At 68.5% G+C, this 26,426-nt stretch carries 27 protein-coding genes; 14 read left to right on the top strand and 13 right to left on the bottom strand.

The features are described 5' to 3' along the window. Positions 1 to 57: 57 nt before the first annotated feature. Entirely contained in the window at positions 58 to 273 is a 216-nt protein-coding gene (locus ACFYWS_RS34430; protein WP_351332288.1) for a DUF5326 family protein, read from the bottom strand. 159 nt (positions 274 to 432) lie between these two features. Beyond that, the gene (locus ACFYWS_RS34425) at positions 433 to 750 is read right to left on the bottom strand and encodes a cupin domain-containing protein (RefSeq protein ID WP_389282974.1); all 318 of its coding nucleotides are present in this window, start codon (positions 748 to 750) and stop codon (positions 433 to 435) included. A 48-nt stretch (positions 751 to 798) separates the two neighbouring features. On the opposite strand from ACFYWS_RS34425, the gene ACFYWS_RS34420 reads away from it, so the two are divergent. From ACFYWS_RS34420 to ACFYWS_RS34400, 5 genes are all read left to right on the top strand, one after another. Further along, positions 799 to 1,179, top strand: coding sequence for a phage holin family protein (locus ACFYWS_RS34420; protein WP_389282972.1), 381 nt, complete (start codon positions 799 to 801; stop codon positions 1,177 to 1,179). 12 nt (positions 1,180 to 1,191) lie between these two features. Further along, a complete protein-coding gene (locus tag ACFYWS_RS34415; protein WP_389282970.1) occupies positions 1,192 to 1,686 on the top strand; it encodes a low molecular weight protein-tyrosine-phosphatase in 495 nt (164 codons plus the stop codon). Then, a complete protein-coding gene (locus tag ACFYWS_RS34410) occupies positions 1,683 to 2,828 on the top strand; it encodes a cystathionine gamma-lyase (protein ID WP_389282968.1) in 1,146 nt (381 codons plus the stop codon). The genes ACFYWS_RS34415 and ACFYWS_RS34410 overlap by 4 nt, the downstream gene beginning before the upstream one ends. 223 nt (positions 2,829 to 3,051) lie before the next feature. Continuing rightward, positions 3,052 to 3,957: a LysR family transcriptional regulator gene (locus tag ACFYWS_RS34405; protein WP_389282967.1), complete on the top strand. Its 906-nt coding sequence runs from the start codon at positions 3,052 to 3,054 to the stop codon at positions 3,955 to 3,957. A 59-nt stretch (positions 3,958 to 4,016) separates the two neighbouring features. Then, positions 4,017 to 4,499 carry an NUDIX domain-containing protein gene (locus tag ACFYWS_RS34400; RefSeq protein ID WP_389282965.1) on the top strand — a complete coding sequence of 161 codons (483 nt, stop codon included), beginning with the start codon at positions 4,017 to 4,019 and terminating at the stop codon, positions 4,497 to 4,499. A 31-nt stretch (positions 4,500 to 4,530) separates the two neighbouring features. Here ACFYWS_RS34400 and ACFYWS_RS34395 read toward each other — a convergent pair whose 3' ends face one another. Continuing rightward, positions 4,531 to 5,928, bottom strand: coding sequence for a globin domain-containing protein (locus ACFYWS_RS34395; RefSeq protein WP_389283140.1), 1,398 nt, complete (start codon positions 5,926 to 5,928; stop codon positions 4,531 to 4,533). 558 nt (positions 5,929 to 6,486) lie between these two features. On the opposite strand from ACFYWS_RS34395, the gene ACFYWS_RS34390 reads away from it, so the two are divergent. Further along, positions 6,487 to 7,362, top strand: coding sequence for a GNAT family N-acetyltransferase (locus tag ACFYWS_RS34390; protein WP_389282963.1), 876 nt, complete (start codon positions 6,487 to 6,489; stop codon positions 7,360 to 7,362). Between the two features lie 67 nt (positions 7,363 to 7,429). On the opposite strand, the gene ACFYWS_RS34385 is transcribed toward ACFYWS_RS34390, so the two are convergent. Both ACFYWS_RS34385 and ACFYWS_RS34380 read right to left on the bottom strand, forming a co-directional pair. After that, entirely contained in the window at positions 7,430 to 7,849 is a 420-nt protein-coding gene (locus ACFYWS_RS34385; protein ID WP_385758982.1) for a heme-binding protein, read from the bottom strand. Positions 7,850 to 7,919: 70 nt separating this feature from the next. Beyond that, on the bottom strand, positions 7,920 to 9,125 hold the full coding sequence (locus ACFYWS_RS34380) for an MFS transporter (RefSeq protein WP_389282962.1): 1,206 nt from the start codon (positions 9,123 to 9,125) through the stop codon (positions 7,920 to 7,922). 142 nt (positions 9,126 to 9,267) lie between these two features. Here ACFYWS_RS34380 and ACFYWS_RS34375 point away from each other — a divergent pair, with 142 nt between their 5' ends. Continuing rightward, positions 9,268 to 9,726 (top strand): MarR family winged helix-turn-helix transcriptional regulator, encoded by a 459-nt coding sequence (locus ACFYWS_RS34375; protein WP_389282961.1) that lies wholly within the window; start codon positions 9,268 to 9,270, stop codon positions 9,724 to 9,726. A gap of 267 nt (positions 9,727 to 9,993) precedes the next feature. Here ACFYWS_RS34375 and ACFYWS_RS34370 read toward each other — a convergent pair whose 3' ends face one another. Next, the gene (locus tag ACFYWS_RS34370; protein WP_389282960.1) at positions 9,994 to 11,376 is read right to left on the bottom strand and encodes a serine hydrolase domain-containing protein; all 1,383 of its coding nucleotides are present in this window, start codon (positions 11,374 to 11,376) and stop codon (positions 9,994 to 9,996) included. Positions 11,377 to 11,529: 153 nt separating this feature from the next. After that, complete coding sequence (gene dnaB / locus ACFYWS_RS34365; RefSeq protein ID WP_389282958.1) at positions 11,530 to 13,008, bottom strand: replicative DNA helicase; 1,479 nt, start codon at positions 13,006 to 13,008, stop codon at positions 11,530 to 11,532. 459 nt (positions 13,009 to 13,467) lie between these two features. On the opposite strand from dnaB, the gene ACFYWS_RS34360 reads away from it, so the two are divergent. Further along, the gene (locus tag ACFYWS_RS34360; protein ID WP_389282957.1) at positions 13,468 to 14,805 is read left to right on the top strand and encodes an MATE family efflux transporter; all 1,338 of its coding nucleotides are present in this window, start codon (positions 13,468 to 13,470) and stop codon (positions 14,803 to 14,805) included. Between the two features lie 180 nt (positions 14,806 to 14,985). Here the strand turns inward: ACFYWS_RS34360 and rplI are convergent, their stop codons facing one another. The 4 genes from rplI to rpsF form a co-directional block, all read right to left on the bottom strand. Further along, positions 14,986 to 15,432 (bottom strand): 50S ribosomal protein L9, encoded by a 447-nt coding sequence (gene rplI / locus ACFYWS_RS34355; RefSeq protein ID WP_326018527.1) that lies wholly within the window; start codon positions 15,430 to 15,432, stop codon positions 14,986 to 14,988. Positions 15,433 to 15,450: 18 nt separating this feature from the next. Beyond that, positions 15,451 to 15,687, bottom strand: a complete 237-nt coding sequence (rpsR, locus tag ACFYWS_RS34350; protein WP_003949403.1) for a 30S ribosomal protein S18 — start codon at positions 15,685 to 15,687, stop codon at positions 15,451 to 15,453. A 63-nt stretch (positions 15,688 to 15,750) separates the two neighbouring features. Continuing rightward, on the bottom strand, positions 15,751 to 16,344 hold the full coding sequence (locus ACFYWS_RS34345; protein WP_389282955.1) for a single-stranded DNA-binding protein: 594 nt from the start codon (positions 16,342 to 16,344) through the stop codon (positions 15,751 to 15,753). Positions 16,345 to 16,419: 75 nt separating this feature from the next. Beyond that, positions 16,420 to 16,710: a 30S ribosomal protein S6 gene (gene rpsF, locus ACFYWS_RS34340; RefSeq protein WP_326018524.1), complete on the bottom strand. Its 291-nt coding sequence runs from the start codon at positions 16,708 to 16,710 to the stop codon at positions 16,420 to 16,422. 287 nt (positions 16,711 to 16,997) lie between these two features. Here rpsF and ACFYWS_RS34335 point away from each other — a divergent pair, with 287 nt between their 5' ends. From ACFYWS_RS34335 to ACFYWS_RS34325, 3 genes are all read left to right on the top strand, one after another. Next, the gene (locus tag ACFYWS_RS34335; protein WP_389282953.1) at positions 16,998 to 17,318 is read left to right on the top strand and encodes a hypothetical protein; all 321 of its coding nucleotides are present in this window, start codon (positions 16,998 to 17,000) and stop codon (positions 17,316 to 17,318) included. 150 nt (positions 17,319 to 17,468) lie between these two features. Next, a complete protein-coding gene (femX, locus tag ACFYWS_RS34330; protein WP_326018521.1) occupies positions 17,469 to 18,590 on the top strand; it encodes a peptidoglycan bridge formation glycyltransferase FemX in 1,122 nt (373 codons plus the stop codon). Positions 18,591 to 18,646: 56 nt separating this feature from the next. Then, positions 18,647 to 19,678, top strand: a complete 1,032-nt coding sequence (locus ACFYWS_RS34325) for an alanine racemase (protein ID WP_389282951.1) — start codon at positions 18,647 to 18,649, stop codon at positions 19,676 to 19,678. Positions 19,679 to 19,794: 116 nt separating this feature from the next. Here ACFYWS_RS34325 and ACFYWS_RS34320 read toward each other — a convergent pair whose 3' ends face one another. Together ACFYWS_RS34320 and ACFYWS_RS34315 are read right to left on the bottom strand one after the other, a co-directional pair. Next, a complete protein-coding gene (locus ACFYWS_RS34320; RefSeq protein WP_389282949.1) occupies positions 19,795 to 21,318 on the bottom strand; it encodes a glycosyltransferase family 87 protein in 1,524 nt (507 codons plus the stop codon). A gap of 129 nt (positions 21,319 to 21,447) precedes the next feature. Continuing rightward, positions 21,448 to 23,757: a transglycosylase domain-containing protein gene (locus ACFYWS_RS34315; protein ID WP_389282947.1), complete on the bottom strand. Its 2,310-nt coding sequence runs from the start codon at positions 23,755 to 23,757 to the stop codon at positions 21,448 to 21,450. 93 nt (positions 23,758 to 23,850) lie between these two features. On the opposite strand from ACFYWS_RS34315, the gene ACFYWS_RS34310 reads away from it, so the two are divergent. The 3 genes from ACFYWS_RS34310 to ACFYWS_RS34300 all read left to right on the top strand — a co-directional run bounded on the left by ACFYWS_RS34310 (position 23,851) and on the right by ACFYWS_RS34300 (position 26,356). Next, a complete protein-coding gene (locus ACFYWS_RS34310; protein WP_389282945.1) occupies positions 23,851 to 24,027 on the top strand; it encodes a hypothetical protein in 177 nt (58 codons plus the stop codon). Positions 24,028 to 24,548: 521 nt separating this feature from the next. Beyond that, complete coding sequence (locus tag ACFYWS_RS34305; RefSeq protein WP_389282944.1) at positions 24,549 to 25,229, top strand: helix-turn-helix transcriptional regulator; 681 nt, start codon at positions 24,549 to 24,551, stop codon at positions 25,227 to 25,229. A 44-nt stretch (positions 25,230 to 25,273) separates the two neighbouring features. Then, positions 25,274 to 26,356, top strand: a complete 1,083-nt coding sequence (locus tag ACFYWS_RS34300; RefSeq protein ID WP_389282942.1) for an inositol-3-phosphate synthase — start codon at positions 25,274 to 25,276, stop codon at positions 26,354 to 26,356. Positions 26,357 to 26,426 lie beyond the last annotated feature (70 nt).

Below are 26,426 nucleotides of genomic sequence, written 5' to 3'. Positions count from 1 at the left end.
TCGTGCGAAAGGTCGCGCGACGCAACGACCGGGACCCGCACACAAGTGCGTGCGGCTTCACCAGTCGCGGCTCCGCGACGACGATCCGACCAGGAACTTCCGCACTACGTAGATGAGTCCACCCACCAGAGCGGCGAACACGAGCACCTTGAACAGCAGGCCGATCACAAAGCCGACGACGCTGGCGATCAGACCGCCGAACACGACGATGGCGATGACCGGCACCGCGACCCACTTCACCCACCACGGCATGTCCGCGAATATCTCTCGCACTGCCATCGCTCCTTCGTTGTCCCTTGGATGCTTCTGCTTCGAGCTTCTGACTCGATGCTGGCACGTCGAAGGGCCGTGCGGGCCCTTCTGATCCCTTGTCCTCCCCTGACCCGTCCCCTAGGGAACCCCGAGGTGGGGCCCGTCCCCGGGGCCGACCCGTCAGCCTTCCGGAGGCGAGAAGACGACGAGAACGCGCAGGTCCTCACTGATGTGGTGGAACTTGTGCGCGGCACCGGCCGGCACGTACACCACGCTGCCCCGGGCGACCTGAGTGGTCTCCATGCCGACCGTGATCGAACCGCGGCCGCTGACCACGAGGTAGACCTCGTCCTGGCTGTGCGGCTGCTGCGGGTCCTGCGCGCCCGCGTCGAGCGCGTACAGCCCGACCGACATATTGCGCTCCCGCAGAAACTGCAGATACGCCCCGTCGTTGGCGGCTCTCTCCGCCTCGAGCTCATCCAACCGGAACGCCTTCATCGCGCTCTCCCACCCCTGTCACCAGTCATGTCTGCAACGATCAGACACATGAAGAATTTCCTCGTCAAGACGCTCGCCAACGCGGGAGCCCTGGCCGTCGCGGTCTGGGTGCTCGACAAGATCACCCTCACCGGCGACAGCACCGGCAAGAAGATCGGCACGCTGGTCCTCGTCGCCCTCATCTTCGGCCTGGTCAACGTGATCGTGAAGCCGATCGTAAAACTTCTGACCCTGCCGCTGTTCCTCCTCACGCTCGGCCTGATCACGCTGATCGTGAACGCCCTGATGCTGCTGCTCACCTCGTGGCTCGCCGACCAGGTGGACCTGAGCTTCCACGTCGACGGCCTCTGGACGGCGATCGTCGGTGGCCTGATCGTCGCGGTCGTCTCCTGGGCGCTGAACGTCGTACTGCCCGACGGCAAGGACTGAGAGCGGCCGAGGATGACCTACCGCGTCTGTTTCGTCTGCACCGGCAACATCTGCCGCTCGCCCATGGCCGAGCACGTCTTCCGCGCCCGCGTCGAGGAGGCGGGGCTCGACGGCCTCGTCGAGGTCGACAGCGCGGGCACGGACGGCTGGCACGAGGGCGACGGCGCCGATCCGCGCACCGTCCAGGTCCTCACCGAGCACGGCTATGCCTCCGAGCACACGGCCCGCCGGTTCCACGGCGACTGGTTCGCCCGCCTCGACCTGGTCGTCGCCCTCGACCACGGCCATCTGCGCACGCTGCGCCGCCTGGCGTCGACGCCCGAGGACGCCGAGAAGGTGCGTCTGCTGCGTTCCTACGACGCCGGGGCCGCTGCCTCGGACCTGGATGTCCCCGATCCGTACTACGGCGATCTGGGCGGCTTCGAGGAGTGCCTGAAGCTGGTCGAGGCGGCCTCGGAGGGCCTTCTCGTGTCCGTGCGCGAAGCGGTGGAGGGACAGATCGCATGACGAAGCCCTCGGCACAGGAGCCGGGAGACGGCACGCGGGCGGTCCGTGCCGGTCTTCCCGAGCCGGTCAAGAACGAACCGACCCTGCCGGGACCCGTGTTCGCCGCACACTTCCATCTGCCCGGCGATGTGTCGGGGCCCTATGCGTACGGTCGCGACGAGAACCCGACGTGGACGCATCTCGAGCGCGCCATCAGCGAATTGGAGGCTCCAGGGCGCTCCGGCGTGCAGACGCTGGCCTTCGCCTCCGGCATGGCCGCGATCTCCGCGGTCCTCTTCTCGCAGCTGCGCGCCGGCGACGCGGTGGTCCTGCCGGCCGACGGCTACCAGGTCTTCCCGCTCGTCCGCGAGCAGCTCACGGCGTACGGGATCGAGGTGCGCACCGCGCCGACCGGCGCAGACGCGCAGCTCGACGTCCTCGAAGGGGCGCGGCTGCTGTGGCTGGAGACGCCGTCCAACCCCGGACTCGATGTCTGCGACATCCGGCGCCTCGCCGACGCCGCTCACGCGCGCGGGGCGCTCGTCGCCGTGGACAACACGCTCGCGACCCCGCTCGGGCAGCGCCCGCTGGAGCTCGGCGCGGACTTCGCGGTGGCCAGCGGCACCAAACAGCTCACGGGCCACGGCGACCTCCTGCTCGGCTACGTCGCCTGTGCCGACGCCGAGTTGATCGCCTCGGTGAAGCGCTGGCGCAAGATCGTCGGGGCGATTCCGGGGCCGATGGAGGCCTGGCTCGCGCACCGGTCCCTCGCCACGCTCGAGCTGCGTGCCGAGCGGCAGAGCGCCAACGCGCTGGCCGTGGCGCACGCCCTGCTGGCGCGCGCCGACGTCACCGGGGTGCGTCATCCGGGTCTGCCCGGCGACCCGTCCCATGACGTCGCCGCAGGTCAGATGCGGCGCTTCGGCTGCGTGGTCTCCTTCGAACTGCCCTCGCGCGCACAGGCCGAGCGGTTCCTCGACGCTCTGACCCTGGTGGACGACGCGACGAGCTTCGGCGGCGTACGGTCCACCGCCGAACGGCGCGGGCGCTGGGGCGGGGACGCCGTCACCGAAGGCTTCATCCGCTTCTCCGCGGGCGCCGAGAACACCGAGGACCTGGTGGCGGACGTGCTGCGGGCGCTGGACGAGGCCCACGAACGGTGACATCGCCGGGAGTTTGAAGACAGGCCCTAGTACCGCGCTACGTACAACGGACGGTCCGAGCCTCCCCCCTCGTGGCTCGGACCGTCCCGGTTCCTGCGCGCTAAGAACCGCGCAAGCAAGGCTAGTTGACTCTGTGTCAGTGTCCAATCACGGTAGCGACAGAAACCTATCGACTTATTTATAGTTGGGCGCGGCCGGGGGTTGGGGAGGGAGGCGTGCCGCGATGGATCTCGCGTTGCTGCGCACCTTTGTGACGGTGCACCGGGCCGGTTCGTTCACGCGCGCCGCCGCTCTGCTCGGCCTGTCCCAGCCGGCGGTCACCTCCCAGATCCGCACGCTGGAGCGGCAGCTGGGGCGCCCGCTATTCCTGCGCCAGGCGCGCGGTGTCACGGCCACGACGATCGGCGACGAGCTGGCCCACAAGGCGGCTCCGCATCTCGACGCCCTCGTGGAGATCGCCGAAACCGGGCTCGACGAGGAGTCCCCCGTACGCACTCTGCACCTGGCGGGGCCGCCGGAGTTCACCGCGGAGCGCGCCCTGCCCGCGCTGACGGCCCTGACCCGCGACGACGGGCAGAGCATCGCGTTACGGGCAAGCTTCGGAACGGCCGAGGAAACCCTGGAGGGGCTCGCTGCGGGGCATCACGATCTGGCCATCGCGACGGCCCGTCCGCGCGGCGCGCTGCACACGGCGACTCCGCTCTGCGACGAGGAGCACGTGCTGGCCGCCGCCCCTCGCTTGGCTGCCCGGATCGGCCGCGGCATGCTGCACCGCGACGCGGCGCCGTCCCTGGAGAAGTTCCCTGTGGTCGAGGTGCACGAGTCGTTGCCCCTGGTCAGCCGCTACTGGGCCGCTGTCTTCGACTCCCGGCCCGCTGTCTCCGGCACGGTCGTCGTGCCCGATCTGCGCGCGGTGCTCGCTTGTGTGATCGCGGGCGCCGGCCTCGCCGTCCTGCCGCGCTATCTGTGCGAGGAGAACTTGGAACGCGGGGAGATCGTCGCTCTGCTCGACCCGCCCGTGCCACCGTTGCGTACGTATTTCCTGGTGGTGCGTACCGGCACACTCGCCATGCCGCACATCGCGCGGGCGCATGAGTGGCTGCTGCGCGCTGCCGTCGACTGGTCGTGAGCGGGGCGCCGAGCGATGCGGGATGTTTCACGTGGAACCAGCCGGGCCACATTTCTCCCATGACCGTCCGACCCGTGGTCAAGCGCACCGCACGCGCCGTCCTGCTGGATGGCGACGACCTGATCCTGATCAAGCGGACCAAGCCCGGTGTCGATCCGTACTGGGTGACCCCCGGTGGCGGAGTCGAGCCGGAGGACACGACCGTCGTGGACGCCCTCCATCGCGAGGTGCACGAGGAACTCGGCGCCAAGGTCATCGACGTGGTGCCCTGCTTCGTGGACACCGTCGAGCACATCGGCGAGGACGGCGGCGCGACCGGCGTGAAGGTCCAGCACTTCTTCGTCTGCCGACTGGAGTCGATGGACACCGACGAACGGCACGGGCCCGAGATCGAGGACCCGTGCGGCGGCTACGAGATCGTGCGGGTGCCGTTCACCCGCGTCGGCATCGCCTCGGTCCATCTGGTGCCGCTCTCGCTGCGCCACTACCTGGACGGCAACATCGAGGGCGTACGGGCGATGCACGCGCCCGATCTGGGCTGACGCTTCGCGGTACCGGGTTTCGTTGCGGGACTCAGTCCGTCGCCGCGACGAGATCCTCGACCGAGTCGTGCCTGATGCGGCTGCCAGGGATACCGATGCGCCGCAGCGTGTCGATGCTGCTGCGGATCATGCCGGGCGGCCCGGAGAGATACGCGTCGTACTCGTTCCAGGGGCCGTACTCCCGCACCGCATCCGGCAGCTGGAGGTGGGCCTGCTGGTCGACGATGGGACGCACCGAGAGCCACGCATGGCTCTGTGAGAGGCGCAGCATGGTGTCGATGTCGTACAGGTCGTGGTTGGTGCGGGCGCCGTAGAACACCTCGACCGAGCGCTGGTGCCCGTGCTCGGCCACGTCCTCGACGAGCGCCTTGATGGGCGCGATGCCGGTGCCGCCGCCCAGGCAGAGCAGCCCGCTGTCGGTGGTGTGGTCGACGGTCATGGAGCCGGCGGGCGGGCCGAGGCGCAGCACGTCGCCGGGGCGGGCCCGGTGCACCAGGGCGTTGGAGACCCAGCCCGCCGGGACCGCCTTCACGTGGAACGAGAGCAGCCCGTCCGAGCGGGGCGCGGACGCGAACGAGTAGTGCCGCCAGATCCGCGGCCACCAGGGCGTCTCCAGCGTCGTGTACTGCCCGGCCAGGAACGGGTAGGGCTGATCGGGCCGCACGGTCACCACGGCGACGTCGGGGGTGCGCAGGTCGTGCGAGACGACCTCGGCCATCCACCAGGCCGGCGCCTTCAGCTCGTCCTCGGCCGCCGCGTCGATCATGACCTGGGAGATCGTCGTGTACGTGCGGACCCAGGCGGCCTCGGTCTCCGCGTTCCACGTGGTCGTGGCGTACTGGGTGAGCGCGGCGATCAGGCACTCGCCGACGGCCGGGTAATGGTCGGGCTGCGTGCCGTACTTGCGGTGACCGCGGCCCAGGTTCTTCAGGTACGCCACAAGGACGTCCTTGTTGTCGATGTGCTCGGCGGCGGTCAGCAGCGCCTTGAGGATCCGGTCGCGCTGGGTGTCCATCGCCGCGGGGAAGAGCGGGCGCAGTTCGGGGTGACGCACGAACAGCAGCGCGTAGAAGTACGAGGTGACCCTGTCCGCGACGGGACCGATCTCCTCCATGGTGCGGCGGACGAGGATCGCGTCGGGGGAGGCATGCGCGGGAGCGGGGCGCGCGGAGGCGGCCATGGGGCCGGGCGTCTCGGCGGCGCGCGGCGGGGCGGGCTGCTGCGTCTGCTGCTCGGCCGGCGCCTGACGCGGCTCCGGTATTCGGTGCTCCTCCTGCGTCACCTCCTGGCCGGAACCGGTGGTGGGCGGTTGCGGGGCCGCGGCCGTGCGCGGCGTGAACCAGCCGCCCCCACCGTCCGAACCGTCAGAGCCGGAACCGGCCGACGGCGTAGTGGTCGGAGCGTCCATGCTGTGCCTCGCCTCGAACATATTTCGGTCGGTCAACGTACTCCCGAGCTGTTCCGCGCCCGGAAACTGTGGGCTTTCCCCCGCGTACCTCGATAACAATGCAGCCCACATTGAACACTGCATTCCGGACGGCTACCGACAAGTAAGGTAAGAGTGTGACATTGTCCGCAGTCCCCTCACCGCAGCATGCCACCCGGTGTCATTGCCCAGAACGCAAAGCGGAAAGTGCAGGTCTTCGATCTCCCCGTCCCGTTAGGCTGCTTGGGCCTGCGCGCACCACGGGCTTCCCCTCGCCCTTCTTCGGCCGCCCGAAGCCATCCGGACCCGACGATACCGGCCGCCACGAAGTCGACAACCCCCTCCCGGCATAACTGCGCATTAGGCGAACCTCAGCCGCTTCGTAAATTGCTCAATTAGCGGCCTCGGAGCGCCAATTCGCATGCCCGGCGCCGTCGAGCGCGAGCAAGAGCCGCCCCAGGCGCCATGTTTCACGTGAAACTCCCGTCGCGGCCGAAAGCGCAGGGCCACTCTCCACAAAGCGGTGGACGGCACGGGGCGAAGTCCGACAGCCTGACCTGCGTGTCGACACCTTCCCTCTCCGGCCTGCCCATCCGTCGCCTCACCCCCCGCGATGTCCTCGCGTGCGCCGACCTGTCCGAGGACCGGGGCTGGCCCCGCGAGGAACACAAGTGGCGGCTGCTGCTCTCCGCCGGTACCGGCCATGGCATCGACGACCCCGACGGCGGCCTCGTCAGCGCCTGCGTAGTGACCGAGTACGGCCCCCGGGAGCGACCCGAACTCGGCGCGATCGGCATGGTCCTGGTCGCCGAACGGCATGCACGTCAGGGTGTCGGCAGGCGTCTGATGCGCCACATCGTCGAGCGGGCGGGCACGACACCGCTCACACTCCACGCGACGCCGTACGGACGGCCGCTCTACGAGGAGTTGGGCTTCAAGGTCACAGGGCGGGCCGAGATGGTGCGCGGCCACTTCTCCGCGGGCGGGTTCCTGCCCGACGTCACCACCCGCGCGGCCACGGCGGAGGACCTCCCTGCGATCCTCCGCCTGGACGCGGAGATCTTCGGCCCTGACCGTACGCACGTCATCGCCCGACTTCCCGCTTTCGCGGACCAGTTGCGGGTGGCTGTGGACGGCGGTGCCGGTGGCGGGCTCATCGGCTTCGCCGCCGCCTGGCCCAACGAGGACACCCACGTCGTCGGTCCCCTCGTGGCCCACGACACCGCGACGGCGCAGGCTCTCGTGGCCTCGATCGCGGCGGGCACGGACCGCCCGCTGCGGACCGACATCGACCTGCGCCATGAGGAACTGCTGGTGTGGCTCAAGGAGCGCGGACTTGAGGCTGTCGGCCTCAACACGGTGATGAATTACGGTGCTTCGGACCTGCCCGGCGACTGGACCCGCCGTTTCGCACCGCTGACCGTGGCCGCGGGCTGAATACACGTCCGCCCCAAGTGCCGCTGTGCTGCGACGCCTTGGGGCGGATGCGGGGGCGCTGCGGCTGCTACGCGAGGGCCTCCACGGCCGCGGTGGCGAAGCCGTGGTCCTGCTCGGGGGCGCCCCCACCGACACCGATGGCACCGATGAGCCGGCCGTCGCGGTGGACCGGCAGGCCGCCGGCGATGAACAGCAACGGCCGGTCCAGCGCGGTGGGCAGGGTGTGGAAAGGGCCCTCGGGCTTGACCAGGTCGACGAGGTCGGCGGTGGGGGCGTTCAGCTGGAGCGCGGTGTACGCCTTGCGCGTGCTGGTCTCGCCGGAGATGAGGACGGCGCGGTCGTCGCGGCGGAAGGCCAGGAGGTGTCCGCCCGCGTCGAGGACGGTGACGCTGACGGTGACCCCGGCCGCCTCGGCGGCGAGGCGAGCGGCGGAGACGAGGGTCTCGGCGTCCTGCGTGCTGAGCGGGGTGACGGCGGTGGTGCTCATGAGGTGATGCTCCTTGCGCGGTGGTGCTGAGAGATGAGGTGGGGCGTCGGCCACGTCGACCCGATGCGGATCAGTGGTGGGCCGGCTCTGTGCGCGGCTGCTCGGCGGCCGCGACGATCAGGCTCGGAGCGGACGAGCGGCGCTCGATGGCCGCGGACAGTACGGCCAGGACGAGGGCGGACGCGGCGAGCACGGCACCGACCCAGTTCGGCGAGGTGTAGCCGAGGCCCGCGGCGATCACCATGCCGCCGAGCCAGGCGGAGAGGGCGTTGCCGAGGTTGAAGGCGCCGATGTTGACGGCCGAGGCGAGCGTCGGGGCGCCGGAGGCCTGGTCGAGGACACGCTTCTGCAGCGGCGGCACCGTCGCGAAGCCGAACGCGCCGATCAGCACGAGGGAGATCGCGGACAGCACCTGGTTGTGCGCGGTGACCGTGAACAGGGCGAGCACGAGGGCGAGCGCGCTCAGCGACACGTACAGCATCGGCATCAAGGCCCGGTCGGCGAACTTTCCGCCGATGAGGTTGCCGGCGACCATACCGAGGCCGAAAAGGACCATGAGCCAGGTGACGGAGCCGTCCGCGAAGCCGGCGACGTGCGTCATCATCGGCGCGATGTAGGTGACGGCCGCGAAGACGCCGCCGAAGCCGAGCACGGTCATCGCCATGGCGAGCACGACCTGCACGTTCTTGAACGCGGCCAGCTCGTGACGCAGCCGCACGCCTTCCGGCTTTGGCAGGTCGGGTACGAGCTTGGCGATACCGGCGAGGCCGATGACGCCGAGTCCGGCGACGACCGTGAACGTCACGCGCCAGCCGACCGACTGGCCGATGAACGTGCCGAGCGGGACGCCGACGACGTTGGCGACGGTCAGGCCCGTGAACATCATGGCGATCGCTCCGGCCTTCTTCTCCGGTGCCACCAGCTCGGCCGCGACGACCGAGCCGATGCCGAAGAACGCTCCGTGGGCGAGCGAGGCGACCACGCGACCGATCAGCATGACGGCGAAGACGGGGGCGACGGCGGACAGCAGGTTGCCGACGATGAAGAAGCCGAGCAGCAACATCAGCATCCGCTTGCGCGGGATGCGCGTGCCCAGGGCGGTCATCAGCGGGGCACCGAACATCACACCGAGTGCGTAGCCGGTCACCAGATAGCCCGCCGTGGGGATGGAGACGCCGAAGTCACCCGCGACCTCTGGGAGCAATCCCATGATCACGAATTCCGTGGTTCCGATACCGAAGGCCCCGATCGCGAGGGCCAGAAGCGCGAGAGGCATGGAGGGACCCCTTCCAGACTGTTGCGGGTGCGCTTTACGGGACCTCACAATAATTGCAGGCGCGGGTTAATTGCAAACGCGGGAAACCCCGAGCATCGACTACTCTGGGCTGAGCCGCTCCGGGACGGAGGAACCACGAGCCATGACCGCCACAGACCCCGCACTGACCGCCCTCTCGCAGGGCTGGTGCGCGCTTTCGCTGCTGCACGGGAAGATCGAGTCCCACATCGAGCGCGCACTGCAGGCCCGGCACGGGCTGAGCGTGCGCGAGTATTCGCTGCTTGACGTTCTCAGCCGCCAGCACGACGGGGAGGGCGGACACCTCCAGATGAAGCAGGTGGCCGACGCCGTCGTCCTGAGCCAGAGCGCGACCACGCGCCTGGTCACCCGGCTCGAGGAGCGCGGCCTACTCTCGCGCTACCTGTGCCCGACCGACCGTCGGGGCATCTACACAAACGTCTCCGAAGCCGGGTTCAAGCTCCTCGAAGAGGCACGCCCCACGAACTCCACGGCGCTGCGGGAAGCCCTCGACGTCGCGGCCGAGAACCCGGAGCTCGCCCCCTTGGTCAAGGCGGTCGAGGGGCTGCACGCCGTCGCCTGACCCGGGGGGGGGGGCAGAGCATGGGCGGCGGATCGCGGAAGACGGGGCCCCACCCGCGCTGCGGGTCCACGGGCCCATGGGGGGGGCCTTGAGACTAGGGCGTCCGCGGCAGGGACGTTCCGGAGATGGCCGCCCTGACGGCCGACGCGAATCAGCGTCGTATTGTCCCCTGCGCGAGGGTCGCAGCGGCCTCGGCTCGCAGATCATCGACGGGGAGTCGATCGGTCGGCTGTTTCACGTGAAACAGCCGACCGACAGAGCCACGCATCACCGCGGAATGCCCCGCCACCCCTCCGGATCCACCCCACCAGGAACCGGGCCGCCCGCCGGATACGGCTCCCGCGTGAAGACGAAGGAACCGAGGTCGAGGTGGCTCACCGCCCCATCGTCCCGCCGGACGGCCCGGAGCAGCTCTCCCGCGTAGTAGCCGTCGAGCCCGGTCCAGGTACCGTCCCCGTTCGCCCGGAACCGCGAGCGCCGCCCGCCCTCGGCCGCCGGCCCCATCTCCACGCCACCGTCGGCCACCAAGCGCAGCACCACGGCCTGTGTCCCCCAGAACCAGGGCCCCACCAGCTCCAGCTCGGACGCATTCACTTCAGGGAGCGGTCGCCACGGCTCGGGCAACCTCGGCTCGGCCTCTGCGACGATCGCCAACAGCTCGGCGGCCAGTGTCGCCGCGGGCACCCCCGTCGTGCAGTTGGCGAGAGCGACCGCCACGAGACCCTCCTCCTCGCACAGCCACAGCCCCGCCACAAACCCCGGCAGCGAGCCGCTGTGTCCGGCCAAGGTGAGGCCGCCGCCCCGCACCACCTGCATGCCGAACCCGTACGAGGCCTCCCAGTCGCCCGGCAGCGTAGGCGCGGCGGGGGTCCGCAACTCCCGGACGGAGTCCGCACTCAGCACCCGGTCGTCTCCGACCGTGAGGAAGGACGCGAGGACAGTCAAATCCCGCGTGGTGGACCACAGTTGACCAGCAGGAGCCATCAGGCCCAGGTCCTCGCTCGGCTCCGGGAGCAGCACATCTGCGTACGGGTGCACGGCCCAGCCCCCGGCGTGCGGCTGCTGTGGTTGGGCGCTGGTGCGGGTCAGACCCAGCGGTTCGAGGACCTCGTCGCGCAGGGCTTCCTCCCAGGACACCCCGCGCACCGCCTCGACCAGGGCGCCCAGGAGCGTATAGCCGGGGTTGGAGTAGTGGTGGCGACGCCCGACGGGGTGCCGGAAGGGCTGCTCGCCGAGGACGTCTGCGAGGTTCGGACGCCGGCTCGCCGGGCTCCGCTCCCACCATTCCCCCGGAGTCTCGGCCGCCAATCCACCGGTGTGGGCGAGCAGTTCGGCGATGGTGACCGTGCCGACACCAGTGCCGGACACGTACTTCTCCAGCGGGTCCGCAAGGTCGAGCAGCCCCTCGTCGCGCAGCCGCAGCACCAGCACGGCCGTGAACGTCTTGGTGATCGAACCGATCCGGTACTGCACATGCTCGTCCGGCCCGTGCCCGTCCACCGAGGTACGCGACCCGGTCCACACCAACTCACCGTCCCGCGCGACCGCGGCCACGAGTGAGGGCGCCCGCCCTTCGCTCTGGGCCACGGCGATGCGGTGCAGGAGGGCCCGACGCGTGGTGGGCAACAGCTCTTCCGGGGATGTCGTCATGGGCCCAGTCCATCCCGGCCGACGACCGGCGTCGAGCGGATTTCACCGGAGGCAGATCTCCGCCGCCGATCTCCGGGTGCGTCGGCTCTGCCTGGCTCGGCGTGGTGGACGACGAACTGCTGGCCAGGCACGCCGCGTACGTCGAAGGCCTGATCAGGTCTGCGCCATATCCACGAAACGTGAGTAGTGGCCCTGGAAAGCGACGGTGATCGTGGCCGTCGGACCATTACGGTGCTTGCCGACGATGATGTCCGCCTCGCCCGCGCGCGGTGATTCCTTCTCGTACGCGTCCTCACGGTGCAGCAGGATCACCATGTCCGCGTCCTGCTCGATCGAGCCGGATTCACGCAGGTCGGACACCTGGGGCTTCTTGTCCGTGCGCTGCTCGGGACCACGGTTCAGCTGAGAGAGCGCGATCACCGGCAGTTCCAGCTCCTTGGCCAGCAGCTTCAGGTTTCGGGACATGTCCGAGACCTCCTGCTGTCGACTCTCGGAGCGCTTCGAGCCACCGGCCTGCATCAGCTGCAGATAGTCGATGATCACGAGCTTGATGTCGTTGCGCTGCTTGAGCCGGCGGCACTTCGCGCGGATCTCCATCATCGACAGGTTCGGGGAGTCGTCGATGTACAGCGGCGCGGCCGAGACCTCGGGCATCCGGCGCGCGAGCCGCGTCCAGTCCTCGTCCGTCATCGTGCCGGAGCGCATGTGGTGCAGGGCCACCCGCGCCTCGGCCGACAGCAGGCGCATCGCGATCTCGTTGCGCCCCATTTCGAGGGAGAAGATGACGCTGGGCAGGTTGTTCTTGATCGACGCGGCGCGCGCGAAGTCCAGTGCCAGCGTGGACTTACCCATGGCGGGGCGGGCCGCGATGACGATCATCTGGCCCGGGTGCAGACCGTTGGTGAGCGAGTCGAAGTCGGTGAAGCCGGTCGGCACACCGGTCATCTCGCCGCTGCGCGAACCGATCGCCTCGATCTCGTCGAGCGCGCCCTCCATGATGTCGCCGAGCGGGAGGTAGTCCTCGCTGGTGCGCTGCTCGGTGACCGCGTAGACCTCGGCCTGCGCCCTGTTGACGATCTCGTCGACGTCGTCGTCGCCCGCGTATCCCATCTGCGTGATCCGCGTGCCCGCCTCGACGAGACGGCGCAGTACGGCGCGCTCATGGACGATCTCCGCGTAGTACTCGGCGTTGGCCGCCGTCGGGACCGTCTGCACGAGGGTGTGCAGATACGATGCACCACCGACCTTGTTGATCTCGCCGCGCTTGGTCAGCTCCGCGGCGATGGTGATCGGGTCGGCGGGCTCCCCCTTGGCGTAGACGTCAAGGATCGCCTGGAAGATCGTTTCGTGGGCCGGCTTGTAGAAGTCGGCCCCCTTGATGACCTCTACGACGTCCGCGATCGCGTCCTTCGATAGGAGCATGCCACCGAGCACGGACTGCTCGGCGTCCAGATCCTGCGGCGGGACGCGCTCGAAGGTGGCTGGGCCCTCGTCCCAGCCGCCGCCCTCGCTGCCCCGCTCATGCTGGTCGCCCTGGCCTCGGCCACCGCCCCGGAACGGCCGGGCAGGGGGGAGGCGATCGCTGGGACCGTCGTCGGCCCAGGGGTCGTCCAATGGCTCGGAGATACTCACCGGGCCGCCTCCTCCCGTCCGCCGAGCGGACCTCGCCGTGCCCCTCATTCCTACGGCACGACACTGACAAATAAGAGGCCCAACTCCGCTTCTGACGCGTCGGATTTGTGAGGTTTCCGGGCTCGCGGGACACGGTGGGCGCCGCACCACGGTAGGCCTGTGGGCACCGTCAGCCAATCTGGTTATCCACAGGCGGTGTGGATGACGGGCTCCTCGCTGTGGAGAACTCGGGAAAACCTGTGCACGACACGGTGGACAGGCCTGTGAACAAGCCCTCAGGCGATTCCATACACAGGCTCTGACCTGCAGTTTCCCCATCCACCGGCTGTGCAGAAGAAAAACTTTCCCAGTCGGCCCAAGTTCTCCGTCGGCCCCGCCGCGCGACACGCGGAAGACCTCCCAAAGTAAGGGTCATTCGCGCATTGCATCTCTTACCTGTGGAAGATTAGATTGGTGCCCATGACACAGGCTCCCGCGACACCCAAGGCTGCCCGACGCCGGCACGACCGAGAGATCGTCGCCCTCGCCGTTCCCGCCTTCGGCGCACTCGTCGCTGAGCCCCTTTTCCTCATGGCCGACAGCGCCATCGTCGGCCATCTCGGCACCTCACAGCTCGCCGGACTTGCCGTCGCCGCGGCCCTGCTGCAGACCGCGGTCAGCATCTTTGTCTTTCTCGCCTACGCGACCACCGCGGCGGTTGCCCGCCGCGTCGGCTCCGGCGATCTGAAGTCCGCCATCCAGCAGGGCATGGACGGCATCTGGCTCGCCCTGTTCCTCGGGGCCGTCGTCGTCGCGGTCGCCCTGCCCACGGCCCCGGCGCTGGTCGAACTCTTCGGCGCCTCCGACACGGCGACGCCCTACGCGATCACCTACCTGCGCATCTCCTCGCTCGGCATCCCCCCGATGCTCATCGTCCTCGCCGCCACCGGCGTGCTGCGCGGGCTGCAGAACACCAAGACCCCGCTCTATGTGGCGGGCGCCGGCTTCATCGCCAACGCCGGACTGAACGTCGCGCTCGTCTACGGTGCCGGCCTGGGGATCGCGGGTTCGGCCTGGGGCACCGTCATCGCCCAGGTCGGCATGGCCGCCGTCTACCTCGTCGTCGTGGTCCGCGGCGCCCGCCGCCACGGGGCTTCGCTGCGTCCGGACGCGGCCGGCATCAGGGCCTGCGCCCAGGCAGGCGCGCCGCTCCTTGTCCGCACGATCTCGCTCCGGGCGATCCTGATGATCGCGACAGCCGTCGCGGCCCGGCTCGGTGACGCCGATGTGGCCGCGCACCAGATCATCCTGTCCCTGTGGAGCCTGACGGCCTTCGCTCTCGACGCCATCGCCATCGCCGGTCAGGCGATCATCGGCCGCTACCTCGGAGCGGACGACGCTCCGGGCGCACAGGCTGTCTGCCGCCGGATGGTGGAGTGGGGGATCGCCGCGGGAGTCGTCCTTGGCGTACTGATCGTCATCGCGAGGCCGCTGTTCGTCCCGCTGTTCACGAGCGATCAGCTCGTACAGGACGCCGCTCTGCCCGCTCTCATCGTCGTGGCGCTCTCCCAGCCCATTTGCGGGATCGTCTACGTCCTGGACGGTGTCCTCATGGGCGCGGGCGACGGGCCGTATCTGGCCTGGGCCATGCTGGTCACGTTCGCGGTCTTCACGCCTGTGGCGCTGCTGGTCCCCGTCCTCGGCGGCGGTCTCACCGCGGTCTGGGGCGCGATGGCGCTGATGATGACGGTGCGCATGGTCACGCTCTGGATCCGCTACCGATCAGGACGCTGGGCCGTGACAGGCGCGACGCGCTGACGCGAGGCGGCCTGTTTCACGTGAAACAGCGAACCCCAAACCGCGAACCGCAAACCGCGAACCGCAAACCGCGAACCAGGCCGTTCCGCTGTTTCACGTGAAACGCAGACCGCAAGCGTGTGGGGCCGCACCCCGAAGGGTGCGGCCCCACATGTGCTTCAGCTCTGCTCAGGGCAGTGCTCAGGCAGAGACGACCTCGATGTTGACCTTGGCGGCAACCTCGGGGTGCAGACGCACGGAGGCCTCGTGGCCACCGAGCGACTTGATCGGCGAGCCCAGCTCGACACGACGCTTGTCGACCTTCGGGCCACCGGCAGCCTCGATCGCCGAAGCGACGTCGGCCGGGGTGACGGAACCGAAGAGACGACCGGCGTCGCCGGAGCGGACGGCCAGGCGGACCGCGATGCCCTCGAGCTTGGCCTTGATCTCGTTGGCCTGCTCGATGGTGGCGATCTCGTGGATCTTGCGGGCGCGGCGGATCTGCGCCACGTCCTGCTCGCCACCCTTGGTCCAGCGGATAGCGAACTTCCGCGGGATCAGGTAGTTACGGGCGTACCCGTCCTTGACGTCGACGACCTCGCCGGCGGTGCCGAGGCCAGAGACCTCGTGGGTCAGGATGATCTTCATGTTTCGGTCACCCTTTCCTTATCGCGCGGTGGACGTGTAGGGCAGCAGCGCCATCTCACGGCTGTTCTTGACGGCCGTGGCGACGTCACGCTGGTGCTGCGTGCAGTTGCCGGTCACGCGGCGGGCACGGATCTTGCCGCGGTCGGAAATGAACTTCCGCAGCATGTTCGTGTCCTTGTAGTCCACGTACGTGACCTTGTCCTTGCAGAAAGCGCAGACCTTCTTCTTAGGCTTGCGCACAGGCGGCTTCGCCATGGTGTTTCTCCTGTGTGATCAAGAAGTGTGGGGTGCGAGCCCAGCCCCGACAGGGACTGATCCCTAGAAGGGGGGCTCGTCCGAGTAGCCGCCGCCGGAGCCGCCGGAGCTTCCGCCCCAGCCGCCACCGCCGCCGCCCTGCTGGCCGCCGCCGGCCGGCGCACCGGTCGCCCAGGGGTCGTTGGCCGGGGCTCCGCCCTGGCCACCTCCCTGGCCGCCCTGCTGACCGCCGGGGCCGCCGCCCCAGCCGCCACCGCCGCCGCCGCCACCACCCTGGCCGCCACCACGGCCGCCAGGGGTCTTGGTGACCTTGGCGGTGGCGTAGCGCAGCGAGGGGCCGATCTCGTCGACCTCGAGCTCCACGACCGTCCGCTTCTCGCCCTGCTGGGTCTCGTACGAACGCTGCCGCAGTCGTCCCTGAGCGACGACGCGCATGCCGCGCGTCAGCGACTCGGCGACGTTCTCCGCGGCCTGACGCCAGATCGACGCGCGGAGGAACAGCGCATCGCCGTCCTTCCACTCGTTGGTCTGGCGGTCGAACGTCCGGGGCGTCGACGCGATCGTGAAGTTCGCGACGGCCGCACCGGACGGGGTGAAGCGCAGCTCGGGGTCGTCGGTCAGGTTTCCGACGACGGTGATAACGGTCTCGCCTGCCATGGGGGAACCTCTCGGCGGGTTTGCTGCTGGCTGCTTGCTGCTACTCGAATCCCGAGTGCCGCTGAACTAGGAAGTTCAGTGGGTCTCGGGACGGAGGACCTTGGTCCGGAGGACCGACTCGTTCAGGTTCATCTGGCGGTCGAGCTCCTTGACGACCGCAGGCTCGGCCTGCAGGTCGATGACCGAGTAGATGCCCTCGGGCTTCTTCTTGATCTCGTACGAGAGCCGACGACGGCCCCAGGTGTCGACCTTCTCCACCTTGCCGTCGCCCTCACGGACAACAGACATGAAGTTCTCGATCAGGGGGGCGACAGCGCGCTCCTCCAGATCGGGGTCGAGGATGACCATCACCTCGTAGTGACGCATGTAGAACCCACCTCCTTTGGACTCAGCGGCCACGGTCGTTCCGTGGCAGGAGGGTTGTTATGCGTGTGCAACGGTATCGGCCACCACTGACAATCGGGTCCCGCCGAGCGGATCCGCGCAGATCAGTGGAGTGAGCCCCTGGTCGGGGGCGTGAACAGACACCGGTGCAGACCGTACAGACTACCCGCACCTCTGCTTCCGGTTGAAATCCGGCAGCCCGGGGCCGCAATCTGTACACATCGGGTGTGTACGGCGCTACGATGCGCCGCTTCCGCAGGAGGTGCCCCATGGCACAAGCAATGCGTCCCAACAGCACCGTTTCCTCATCCCTTTTCGCCACGGACGGCAAGCCCCATGTGCTGCCGGACACCCTGCTCGGGGTGACCGTGGTGCTCGGAGCGATCGCGATCATCTCCTCGCTCTGGACCGATCTCCATCTCCTCAGCTCCTGGGCAGGGCTCGTCGGCATCCTGGCCGGGGCCTACGGCCAGTTCGTCTCCGAGACGACCCGTGAACGATTCGGCCTGATCCTGGGCCTGGGGGCGTCGGCGATCGGCTTCTTCATCGGCATGGCCCATGGAGGTCTCTTCGGCGGGGTCATCGGCTGAGGCGGCCCGCCTCGTAGGCCGCCGAAAGGTCGCCTTCGCCACCGACGTCCCATACGGCCGGTCGGGGCGCTCACAGGGCGCAGTAGGCTTCGGCGCGAGAGCCGGAGCCCCTGTACCCATGGGGACACACCAGCCCGAGGAGCGCCCCGAATGAGCCTGACCCTGAGGACCATCAGCCGAGAGCAGCATCTGGCTTACATCCAGAGCCTGCCCTCGGCCAGCCACATGCAGGTCCCCGCATGGGCAGACGTAAAGGCGGAGTGGCGCTCCGAGCACCTGGGCTGGTTCGACGAGCGCACCAGCGAGATGGTCGGTGCGGGCCTCGTGCTGTACCGCCAGCTCCCCAAGATCAAGCGCTACCTCGCGTACCTGCCCGAGGGCCCGGTCATCAACTGGTACGCCCCGAACCTCGAAGAGTGGCTGCGCCCGATGCTCGCGCATCTGAAGCAGCAGGGCGCCTTCTCCGTGAAGATGGGCCCGCCGGTCATCATTCGCCGCTGGGACGCGCCCTCCATCAAGAAGGGCATCCAGGACGCGGATGTGAAGCGCCTGCGTGACATCGAGGCGGACCACATCGAGCCGCGCGCCTTCGAGGTCGCCGACAAGCTCCGCCGCATGGGCTGGCAGCAGGGCGAGGACGGCGGCGCGGGCTTCGGCGACGTACAGCCGCGCTATGTCTTCCAGGTGCCGCTAGCGAACCGCTCCCTGGAAGAAGTGCACAAGCAGTTCAACCAGCTGTGGCGGCGCAACATCAAGAAGGCCGAGAAGGCCGGCGTCGAGGTCGTCCAGGGCGGCTACCAGGACCTCGCCGAGTGGCAGCGCCTGTACGAGATCACGGCCACGCGCGACCACTTCCGGCCGCGCCCGCTGTCGTACTTCCAGCGCATGTGGACGGCCCTCAACACCGAGGACCCCAACCGGATGCGGCTCTACTTCGCGCGGCACAACGGCGTGAACCTCGCGGCGGCCACGATGCTCGTCGTCGGCGGGCACGTCTGGTACTCCTACGGCGCCTCCGACAACATCGGCCGCGAGGTGCGCCCCTCCAATGCCATGCAGTGGCGGATGCTGCGCGACTCCTACGCGCTCGGCGCCACCGTCTACGACCTGCGCGGCATCTCCGACTCGCTGGACGAGACCGATCACCTCTTCGGCCTGATCCAGTTCAAGGTCGGTACGGGCGGCCAGGCCGCCGAATACCTGGGCGAGTGGGACTTCCCGCTCAACAAGCTGCTGCACAAGGCGCTCGACATCTACATGTCGCGGCGCTGAGCACCCGGCACAATCTGACCTAGCTCCGTACTCCACGAAAGGTTCCGGGACCGGCCATGGCGCTCACGCTCTACGTCGACACCGCGCGCTGGCGGGCACACCACAAGCAGGTGCTCGAGCAGTTTCCGGGGCTCGTCCCCGTCTGCAAGGGCAACGGCTACGGCTTCGGCCACGAACGGCTGGCGGAGGAGGCGACTCGTTTCGGTACCGACGTCCTTGCCGTCGGCACCACGTACGAGGCCGCCCGGATCAAGGACTGGTTCAGCGCTGACCTGCTGGTCCTGACGCCGTTCCGGCGCGGCGAGGAGCCGGTTCCGCTGCCCGACCGCGTCATCCGCTCCGTCTCCTCCGTCGACGGCGTGCACGGCCTCGTCGGCGCCCGCGTCGTCATCGAGGTCATGTCCTCGATGAAGCGGCACGGCGTCACCGAGCAGGACCTGCCGCAGCTCGCGCACGCCATACAGGACGTGCGCCTCGAGGGCTTCGCGATCCACCTGCCGCTCGACCGCACCGACGGCACGGACGCCGTGGACGAGGTCATCGGCTGGATGGACCGGCTGCGCGCGGCCCGCCTGCCGCTGCACACCATGTTCGTCAGCCACCTGAAGGCCGACGAACTGGCGCGCCTGCAGCAGCAGTTCCCGCAGACGCGCTTCCGCGCGCGTATCGGTACGCGGCTGTGGCTGGGCGACCACGAGGCGACCGAGTACCGCGGCGCCGTCCTGGACGTCTCGCGCGTGGCGAAGGGCGACCGGTTCGGATACCGCCAGCAGAAGGCCCCTTCCGACGGCTGGCTGGTGGTCGTGGCGGGCGGTACGTCGCACGGTGTGGGCCTGGAGGCTCCGAAGGCCGTGCACGGCGTCATGCCGCGCGCCAAGGGAGTCGCACGGGCAGGCCTGGCGACGGTGAACCGGAACCTGGCGCCGTTCGTCTGGGCGGGCAAGCAGCGCTGGTTCGCCGAGCCGCCGCACATGCAGGTGTCGATCCTGTTCGTGCCGTCCGACGCCCCCGAGCCGCAGGTCGGCGAGGAACTGGTCGCCCACCTTCGGCACACCACCACACAGTTCGACCGCATCGTGGATCGCTGACCACTGAGCACGCCTCTACGTAGGGCGTGCCTGGTCTACGTAGGACACACGAAAGCGGGTCGGGCTCCCATGAGGCGCCCGACCCGCTTTTCGTTGCCTTCCACGAGCGTGTTCGCTCAGAGTGAACTCTCCGGCGTCCGGCCCCAGTCGACCGCGGTCGGCCCTTCCGCGGCACGAGCGGCGTGCCGGTGCCGCCGCGGACGGGCCGCCTGCCCCAGCACGAAGACGTCCTTGGCGCCGTCCAGAACACCGCCCGTGGGGTCGTCCTCGCCGGATCGACGCACCACGTCCCGCTCGGGCAGCCAGATGTCCCGCACGATGACCGCGCAGATGTAGAGCGTGCCCAGCAGGTGTGCCGCGACGACCAGTTGGTATCCGTCCTCGGGCAGCCCCTGGTGCTTGTCCCCGCTCGTCGTGTACGCGAGGTACAGCCAGATCCCCAGGAAGTACGCGACCTCGCACGCCTGCCAGACCAGGAAGTCCCGCCACTTGGGGCGCGCGAGCGCGGCGAGCGGGATCAGCCACAGGACGTACTGCGGCGAGTAGACCTTGTTGGTGAGGATGAAGGCCGCGACCACCAGGAACGCGAGCTGGGAGAAGCGCGGCCGACGCGGTGCGGTGAGCGTCAGCGCCGCGACACCCAGGCAGGCGAGCACCATCAGCGTCGTGGCCAGGGTGTTGACGACGTTGGTGTCGAGGGGCGTGTCCCGGTGCTGGGAGATGATCAGCCAGAAGGAGCCGAAGTCGACTCCGCGCTCCTGGCTGAACGTGTAGAACTTCGACCAGCCCTCGGGCGCGAGCATCATCACCGGCAGGTTCACGGCCAGCCACGAGACGGCGGCGCCAAGGGCCGCCCTGCCGAACTCCCGCCACCTGCCCGCCCGCCAGCACAGTACGAAGAGCGGTCCGAGCAGCAGCACCGGATACAGCTTGGCGGCTGTCGCGAGTCCGAGCAGAACGCCGAAGGCGAAGGCCCTGCCCCGCGACCACATCAGCATCGCGGCCGCCGTGAGCGCCACCGCGAAGAGGTCCCAGTTGATGGTGGCGGTCAGCGCGAAGGCGGGCGCCAGAGCGACCAGCAGAGCGTCCCAGGGGCGCCTGCGGTGGGTGCGGGTGACGCACACGGCGATCACCGCCGCGCAGATCATCAGTATCCCGGCGTTGACCATCCAGTACACCTGCTCCTGGTGCTGGATGGAGCCGCTGCCCGGCGTCAGCCACGCGGCGACCTCCATGAACACGCCGGTGAGCACCGGGTATTCGAGGTAGTTCATGTCGCCGGAGAGCTTGTCGAAGTACGGCACGAGGCCATCGGCGAAGCCGCGTCCCTGGTAGAGGTGCGGGATGTCCGAGTAACAGGCGTGTGTGTACTGGGAGCTGGTGCCGTAGAACCAGGCGCCGTCGTAGCAGGGGAACTTCTGGACCATGCCGAGCGCGAACATGCCGAGCATGACCAGTGCGATCACCCGCGCGGGAGTCCACCACGAGACCCCGAGCAGGGCCCGTCGCCCGATGGGCCCGCCGATGAACTCGGCTCCGACGGCCGCGACCTTGTCCTCTCTGGTCGGCCGTACCTGCTCCGAAGCCGGATCCGGCTCAGGCTGCTGCGGATTCGCGCTCGTCGTCTCTGCACTGGGCATGCGGCACATCCTGCCGTACGAGGCTGAGAACGGGGCGAGGGCCGCCACACCCGGTGGGTGTGACGGCCCTCGATCGCCGTGGAACACGCAGCGTTTCACGTGAAACACGGTGCGTTGAGGCCAGGTCGGCTAATTGCCCGGGCCTCCGAAGAGGCCGCCGCCGTCTCCATTGCCCGGGCCTCCGGTGTCGTCGGTACTTCCGCCGCTCGGCGTCGACGACGCTCCGCCGTCGGTCGCGCCTCCGGTGTCCGTACCTCCGGGGTCCCCGTCGTTTTCGTTCTTGCAGGCCCAGTCCCAGTCGCTGCACGTCTCCGAGGGCGACGGGGAGGGCGACGTGGTCTCGCTGGTCGACGGGGACGGCGAGGCGGTCTCCGACGGGGTCGCCGTGACCGACGGGGTCGGCGTGGGACTCGGGGTCGCGCCCACGACCTCTCCGATGGGCTCCGGCGTCGGGAACGGCATGTTCGGCTGCCCCCTCAGGGCCTGCGCCATGTAGTCGTGCCAGATCTCGGACGGGAACGACGCACCATGGATCTTCTCCTGACCACCGGTTCCGTACATCTCGAGGAACTTGCGGTTCTGGGACTTCTCGTTGTCGTCCATCCGGTACATCGTGATCGCGGTGGACAGCTGCTTGGTGTAGCCCACGAACCAGGCCGACTTGTTGCCGTCGGTGGTACCGGTCTTGCCGGCGACGTCGCGCCCGGGCAGCCGCGCCGCCGTACCCGTGCCCTTGTCGACGACGGTCTTGAGGACGTCGGTCACGTTGTCGGCGACCTTCGCGTCGAAGGCGCGCTTCGGCTTGGTCTCGTGCCGGAAGACATTCTCGCCCTCACGGTCGACAGACGTCACCGAGTACGGGTCGTTCTGCTGGCCACTGGTCGCGAACGTGCCATAGGCGCCCGCCATGCGGATCGCACTCGGGTCGGACGTACCGAGGGAGAACGAGGGGTAGTTGGAATCGGCGAAGCTGTCGTCCAGGATGCCGGCCCGCTTCGCGGCGCCCCGCACCTTGTCCAGACCCACATCCATGCCCAGCTGCACATAGGCCGAGTTCACGGACTCGCGCATGGCTTCGCGGAGATCGATCTGGTAGCTCGGCCTGTTGTACGACTGCTTACCGTCGTTGGTCTGGTTCCACTGCTTGCCCTTCTCGTTCGTCCAGATGTCCCCCTTCCAGTCCTTGATCTTGAGACCGTTCTTACCGCTGTACAGGCTCTTGGGGGAGGCGATCTTGCGCTGGGTCTCGTCCTGGACCTCGGGCCCCTCCGGGTCCCTGACTCCGTCCTTGAAGGCAGCCGCGAGAACGAAGGGCTTGAAGGTCGAGCCGACCTGGGCGCCGGTGACATCGGCGTTGTTGGTGAAGTGCTTGGTGGCGTCCTCACCGCCGTAGATGGCCTCGATCGCGCCGGTCTTGGGACTGACCGAGGCACCGCCGAACTGGACGTGCCGGTCCACGTACTTCCCGTCGACCTTGCGGTTCTTCTGGAGGTTCTCCTTGCGGACCTTCTTCACGGCGTCCTCGAGCTTCTTCACCTTGTTCTTGTTGAACGTGGTGTGGATCTCGAAGCCGCCCTTCTGCAGGTCGTCCTCGGTGATCTCGCCGTTGCTGTTCTTGACGGCGTTCGCCTTGGCGAGGTCGACGAGATAGCCGGTCTGGCCGCCGAGCTGCGCGTTGGCGCGCGGACTCTGCAGCTTGGGGAAGTCCGTGAACTGGGCTCGCCGGCTCTGGCTCAGGTGCCCGTCCTTGACCTCTTCGCCAAGGATCCACGACCAACGCTTCGTGGCACGCTCGCGGTTCTTCTGCGGCGTCGCGTTGACCGGGTCGATGCCGGGCGAGCCCGCCGGGTCGTAGTACGTCGAGCCCTTCAGCACGGATGCGAGGAAGGCGGTCTGGCTCGCGTTGAGCTTCGTGGCGTCCTCGTCGAAGTAGGTGCGGGCCGCGGCCTGGATGCCGTAGGCACCGCGCCCGTAGTACGCCGAGTTCAGATAGCCGGCCATAACCGCGTCCTTCTCGACCGTCCGACCGACCTTTATGGAGACCAACAGCTCCTTGAGCTTTCGGGTCACCGTCTGGGACTGGTCGTCCAGCATCGCGTTCTTCACGTACTGCTGGGTGATGGTCGAGCCGCCCTGGGTCTCGCCGCCCTTGGCCATGTTGAACACGGCACGGGCGATACCCATCGGGTCGACGCCCTTGTCCGTCTTGAACGTCTTGTTCTCCGCCGACATGACGGCGTAGCGCATGGACTTCGGGATGTCCTCGTACTTGATGATCTGCCGGTTGGTCTCGCCACCGGTGGCGACCATCTGCGATCCGTCGGACCAGTAGTAGACGTTGTTCTGCGCCGTCGCCGTCTTCGCCGGGTCGGGCACACCCACCAGGGCGTACGCGATGCCGGCCGCGACCATCATGCTGCCGAACAGTCCGACACACATGCCGGTCACCAGACGCCAGGACGGGACCCAGCGGCGCCAGCCGTGCTTGTACGCACGCGGGTAGTCGACGACCCTCCTCTTCTCGGGGCCGCCGTGCCCCGCGCCGTACGCGCCGGGTCCACCGGGGCCGCCGCCACCGCGGCGACCGCCGCCACCGCCTCCGGCGCCATCGGCCGACCTGCGTCGGCCGCCGCGCTGGGCGGCCTTACGGGCTTCGGCTCGGCCTCCCCACGGGCGGTCCTCTTCCGGGCTCCCGTGCGGGCCCGTTGAACTCGGGGGGTCATAGGAAGCGGCGGGCGAGGCGGAACTTCCACGCGGTGCCGCGCGGCGGCCCGATGGTGCTCCGGATGCTCCGCGACGGGCCGCGGCGCGCCCACCGCCCTGCGGCTGCGGCGGTTTGCGACGGTGCTCGCTCATCGAACGACTACTCCTCGGGCAGGCGCGAGGTCGCGCGCCTGGAAACGGCGTCGGGTTTCCGGTCCCCCCGGAGTACGGATGCGCCCCTCTCGGCACTCACCCGCACTACACCGGGGACGACGACGCTCACAGGCGTCACTCGGTTCCCGGTGCTCTGCATGGCGGACAGACTACGCACCGTCAAAACCCTCCTAGGGCCGAACTTCACCCCAAATCAGGCAACTCGTTTCCTACGAATCGACGATGTGACGCCGTTCACCGTGATCGCACTTGCCGCAGCCGAGGAGCAGTTCTATCGTCGGGATGTATCGAGTCGATACATCAGCTCGACATAAAGAGTCGATACAAGGGACCGCGGCAGAGAGGGGGCGACGATGAGCCGACGTTCCGGCATCCTCGAGTTCGCCGTTCTCGGACTGCTCCGCGAGTCCCCGATGCACGGCTACGAGCTGCGCAAGCGACTCAACACTTCACTCGGAATCTTCCGAGCCTTCAGCTACGGGACGCTGTACCCCTGCCTCAAGACGCTGGTCGCCAACGGCTGGTTGATCGAGGAACCGGGCTCAACACCCGACGACACTCCTGCGGCTCCACTCACAGGACGTCGCGCCAAGATCGTCTATCGGTTGACGGCGGAAGGTAAGGAGCACTTCGAGGACCTGCTCTCGCAGACCGGCCCCGATGCATACGAGGACGAGCACTTCGCCGCGCGCTTCGCCTTCTTCGGGCAGACGTCGCGGGACGTGCGCATGCGCGTCCTCGAGGGCCGTCGCAGCCGTCTGGAGGAGCGCCTCGAGAAGATGCGCATCTCCTTCGCCCGCACCCGCGAGCGCCTGGACGACTACACGCTCGAGTTGCAGCGGCACGGCATGGAGTCCGTGGAGCGCGAAGTGCGCTGGCTGAACGAGCTCATCGAGAGCGAGCGCGCGGGCCGTGACCAACGAAGCTCCGGCCCGGGGGACGCGGCTCAGCAGGACACAACTGGAGAGACGGGCGGCCTGCCCCGGCACCGGGACAGCACCCGGCCGGATCCGTCCGACGACACCGCCACGTGAAGCCCGGTCAGGGCTTCACCGAGTACACACAGGGAGCAACCGGAATGGGTTCGGTTCGCGTAGCCATCGTCGGCGTGGGCAACTGCGCCGCCTCGCTGGTGCAGGGCGTCGAGTTCTACAAGGACGCCGACCCGGAGACCAAGGTCCCGGGCCTGATGCACGTACAGTTCGGCGACTACCACGTCGGTGACGTCGAGTTCGTCGCCGCGTTCGACGTCGACGCGAAGAAGGTCGGTCTGGACCTCTCGGACGCCATCGGCGCCTCCGAGAACAACACCATCAAGATCGCCGACGTGCCGAACAAGGGCGTCGAGGTCCAGCGTGGCCACACGCTCGACGGCCTGGGCCGCTACTACCGCGAGACGATCGAGGAGTCCCCCGAGGCCCCGGTCGACGTCGTCCAGATCCTCAAGGACAAGCAGGTCGACGTTCTCGTCTGCTACCTGCCCGTCGGTTCCGACGACGCGGCGAAGTTCTACGCCCAGTGCGCCATCGACGCCAAGGTCGCGTTCGTCAACGCCCTCCCGGTCTTCATCGCCGGCACCAAGGAGTGGGCGGACAAGTTCACCGAGGCAGGCGTCCCGATCGTCGGCGACGACATCAAGTCGCAGGTCGGCGCGACCATCACGCACCGCGTGATGGCGAAGCTCTTCGAAGACCGCGGTGTCCGCCTCGAGCGCACGATGCAGCTCAACGTCGGCGGCAACATGGACTTCAAGAACATGCTGGAGCGCGACCGCCTCGAGTCGAAGAAGATCTCGAAGACGCAGGCCGTCACCTCGCAGATCCGCGACCGCGAACTGGGCGAGAGCAACGTCCACATCGGCCCGTCCGACTACGTCGCGTGGCTCGACGACCGCAAGTGGGCGTACGTCCGCCTCGAGGGCCGCGCCTTCGGCGAGGTCCCGCTGAACCTGGAGTACAAGCTCGAGGTCTGGGACTCCCCGAACTCCGCGGGCGTCATCATCGACGCCGTACGCGCCGCGAAGATCGCCAAGGACCGCGGCATCGGCGGCCCGATCCTCTCCGCGTCCTCGTACTTCATGAAGTCCCCGCCGGTGCAGTACTTCGACGACGAGGCCTACGACAACGTCGAGAAGTTCATCAAGGGTGAGGTCGAGCGCTGACCTTGTCCTGAAGGGCGGCCCGGGTGTTCCACGTGAAACACCCACCTCCTGAAGGCTGTTGAGGCCCCCG

Origin of the sequence: Streptomyces sp. NPDC002795, from assembly GCF_042888725.1 — a bacterium.
Taxonomy (GTDB): Bacteria; Actinomycetota; Actinomycetes; order Streptomycetales; family Streptomycetaceae; genus Streptomyces.
The sequence above is the reverse complement of the archived record's forward strand: the minus strand, read 5'-3'. Positions and strand labels throughout refer to the sequence as shown.

Coding starts and splice junctions, on each gene's coding strand:
- rplI (WP_326018527.1), bottom strand. CDS start 15,432: ATGAAGATCATCCTGACCCACGAGGTCTCTGGCCTCGGCACCGCCGGC.
- ACFYWS_RS34335 (WP_389282953.1), top strand. CDS start 16,998: ATGGCACAAGCAATGCGTCCCAACAGCACCGTTTCCTCATCCCTTTTC.
- ACFYWS_RS34315 (WP_389282947.1), bottom strand. CDS start 23,757: ATGTGTGTCGGACTGTTCGGCAGCATGATGGTCGCGGCCGGCATCGCG.
- ACFYWS_RS34345 (WP_389282955.1), bottom strand. CDS start 16,344: ATGGCAGGCGAGACCGTTATCACCGTCGTCGGAAACCTGACCGACGAC.
- ACFYWS_RS34425 (WP_389282974.1), bottom strand. CDS start 750: ATGAAGGCGTTCCGGTTGGATGAGCTCGAGGCGGAGAGAGCCGCCAAC.
- ACFYWS_RS34380 (WP_389282962.1), bottom strand. CDS start 9,125: ATGCCTCTCGCGCTTCTGGCCCTCGCGATCGGGGCCTTCGGTATCGGA.
- rpsF (WP_326018524.1), bottom strand. CDS start 16,710: ATGCGTCACTACGAGGTGATGGTCATCCTCGACCCCGATCTGGAGGAG.
- rpsR (WP_003949403.1), bottom strand. CDS start 15,687: ATGGCGAAGCCGCCTGTGCGCAAGCCTAAGAAGAAGGTCTGCGCTTTC.
- ACFYWS_RS34375 (WP_389282961.1), top strand. CDS start 9,268: ATGACCGCCACAGACCCCGCACTGACCGCCCTCTCGCAGGGCTGGTGC.
- ACFYWS_RS34385 (WP_385758982.1), bottom strand. CDS start 7,849: ATGAGCACCACCGCCGTCACCCCGCTCAGCACGCAGGACGCCGAGACC.
- ACFYWS_RS34325 (WP_389282951.1), top strand. CDS start 18,647: ATGGCGCTCACGCTCTACGTCGACACCGCGCGCTGGCGGGCACACCAC.
- ACFYWS_RS34420 (WP_389282972.1), top strand. CDS start 799: ATGAAGAATTTCCTCGTCAAGACGCTCGCCAACGCGGGAGCCCTGGCC.
- ACFYWS_RS34300 (WP_389282942.1), top strand. CDS start 25,274: ATGGGTTCGGTTCGCGTAGCCATCGTCGGCGTGGGCAACTGCGCCGCC.
- ACFYWS_RS34405 (WP_389282967.1), top strand. CDS start 3,052: ATGGATCTCGCGTTGCTGCGCACCTTTGTGACGGTGCACCGGGCCGGT.
- ACFYWS_RS34305 (WP_389282944.1), top strand. CDS start 24,549: ATGAGCCGACGTTCCGGCATCCTCGAGTTCGCCGTTCTCGGACTGCTC.
- ACFYWS_RS34395 (WP_389283140.1), bottom strand. CDS start 5,928: ATGTTCGAGGCGAGGCACAGCATGGACGCTCCGACCACTACGCCGTCG.
- ACFYWS_RS34360 (WP_389282957.1), top strand. CDS start 13,468: ATGACACAGGCTCCCGCGACACCCAAGGCTGCCCGACGCCGGCACGAC.
- ACFYWS_RS34410 (WP_389282968.1), top strand. CDS start 1,683: ATGACGAAGCCCTCGGCACAGGAGCCGGGAGACGGCACGCGGGCGGTC.
- ACFYWS_RS34400 (WP_389282965.1), top strand. CDS start 4,017: ATGACCGTCCGACCCGTGGTCAAGCGCACCGCACGCGCCGTCCTGCTG.
- ACFYWS_RS34415 (WP_389282970.1), top strand. CDS start 1,192: ATGACCTACCGCGTCTGTTTCGTCTGCACCGGCAACATCTGCCGCTCG.
- femX (WP_326018521.1), top strand. CDS start 17,469: ATGAGCCTGACCCTGAGGACCATCAGCCGAGAGCAGCATCTGGCTTAC.
- ACFYWS_RS34320 (WP_389282949.1), bottom strand. CDS start 21,318: ATGCCCAGTGCAGAGACGACGAGCGCGAATCCGCAGCAGCCTGAGCCG.
- ACFYWS_RS34370 (WP_389282960.1), bottom strand. CDS start 11,376: ATGACGACATCCCCGGAAGAGCTGTTGCCCACCACGCGTCGGGCCCTC.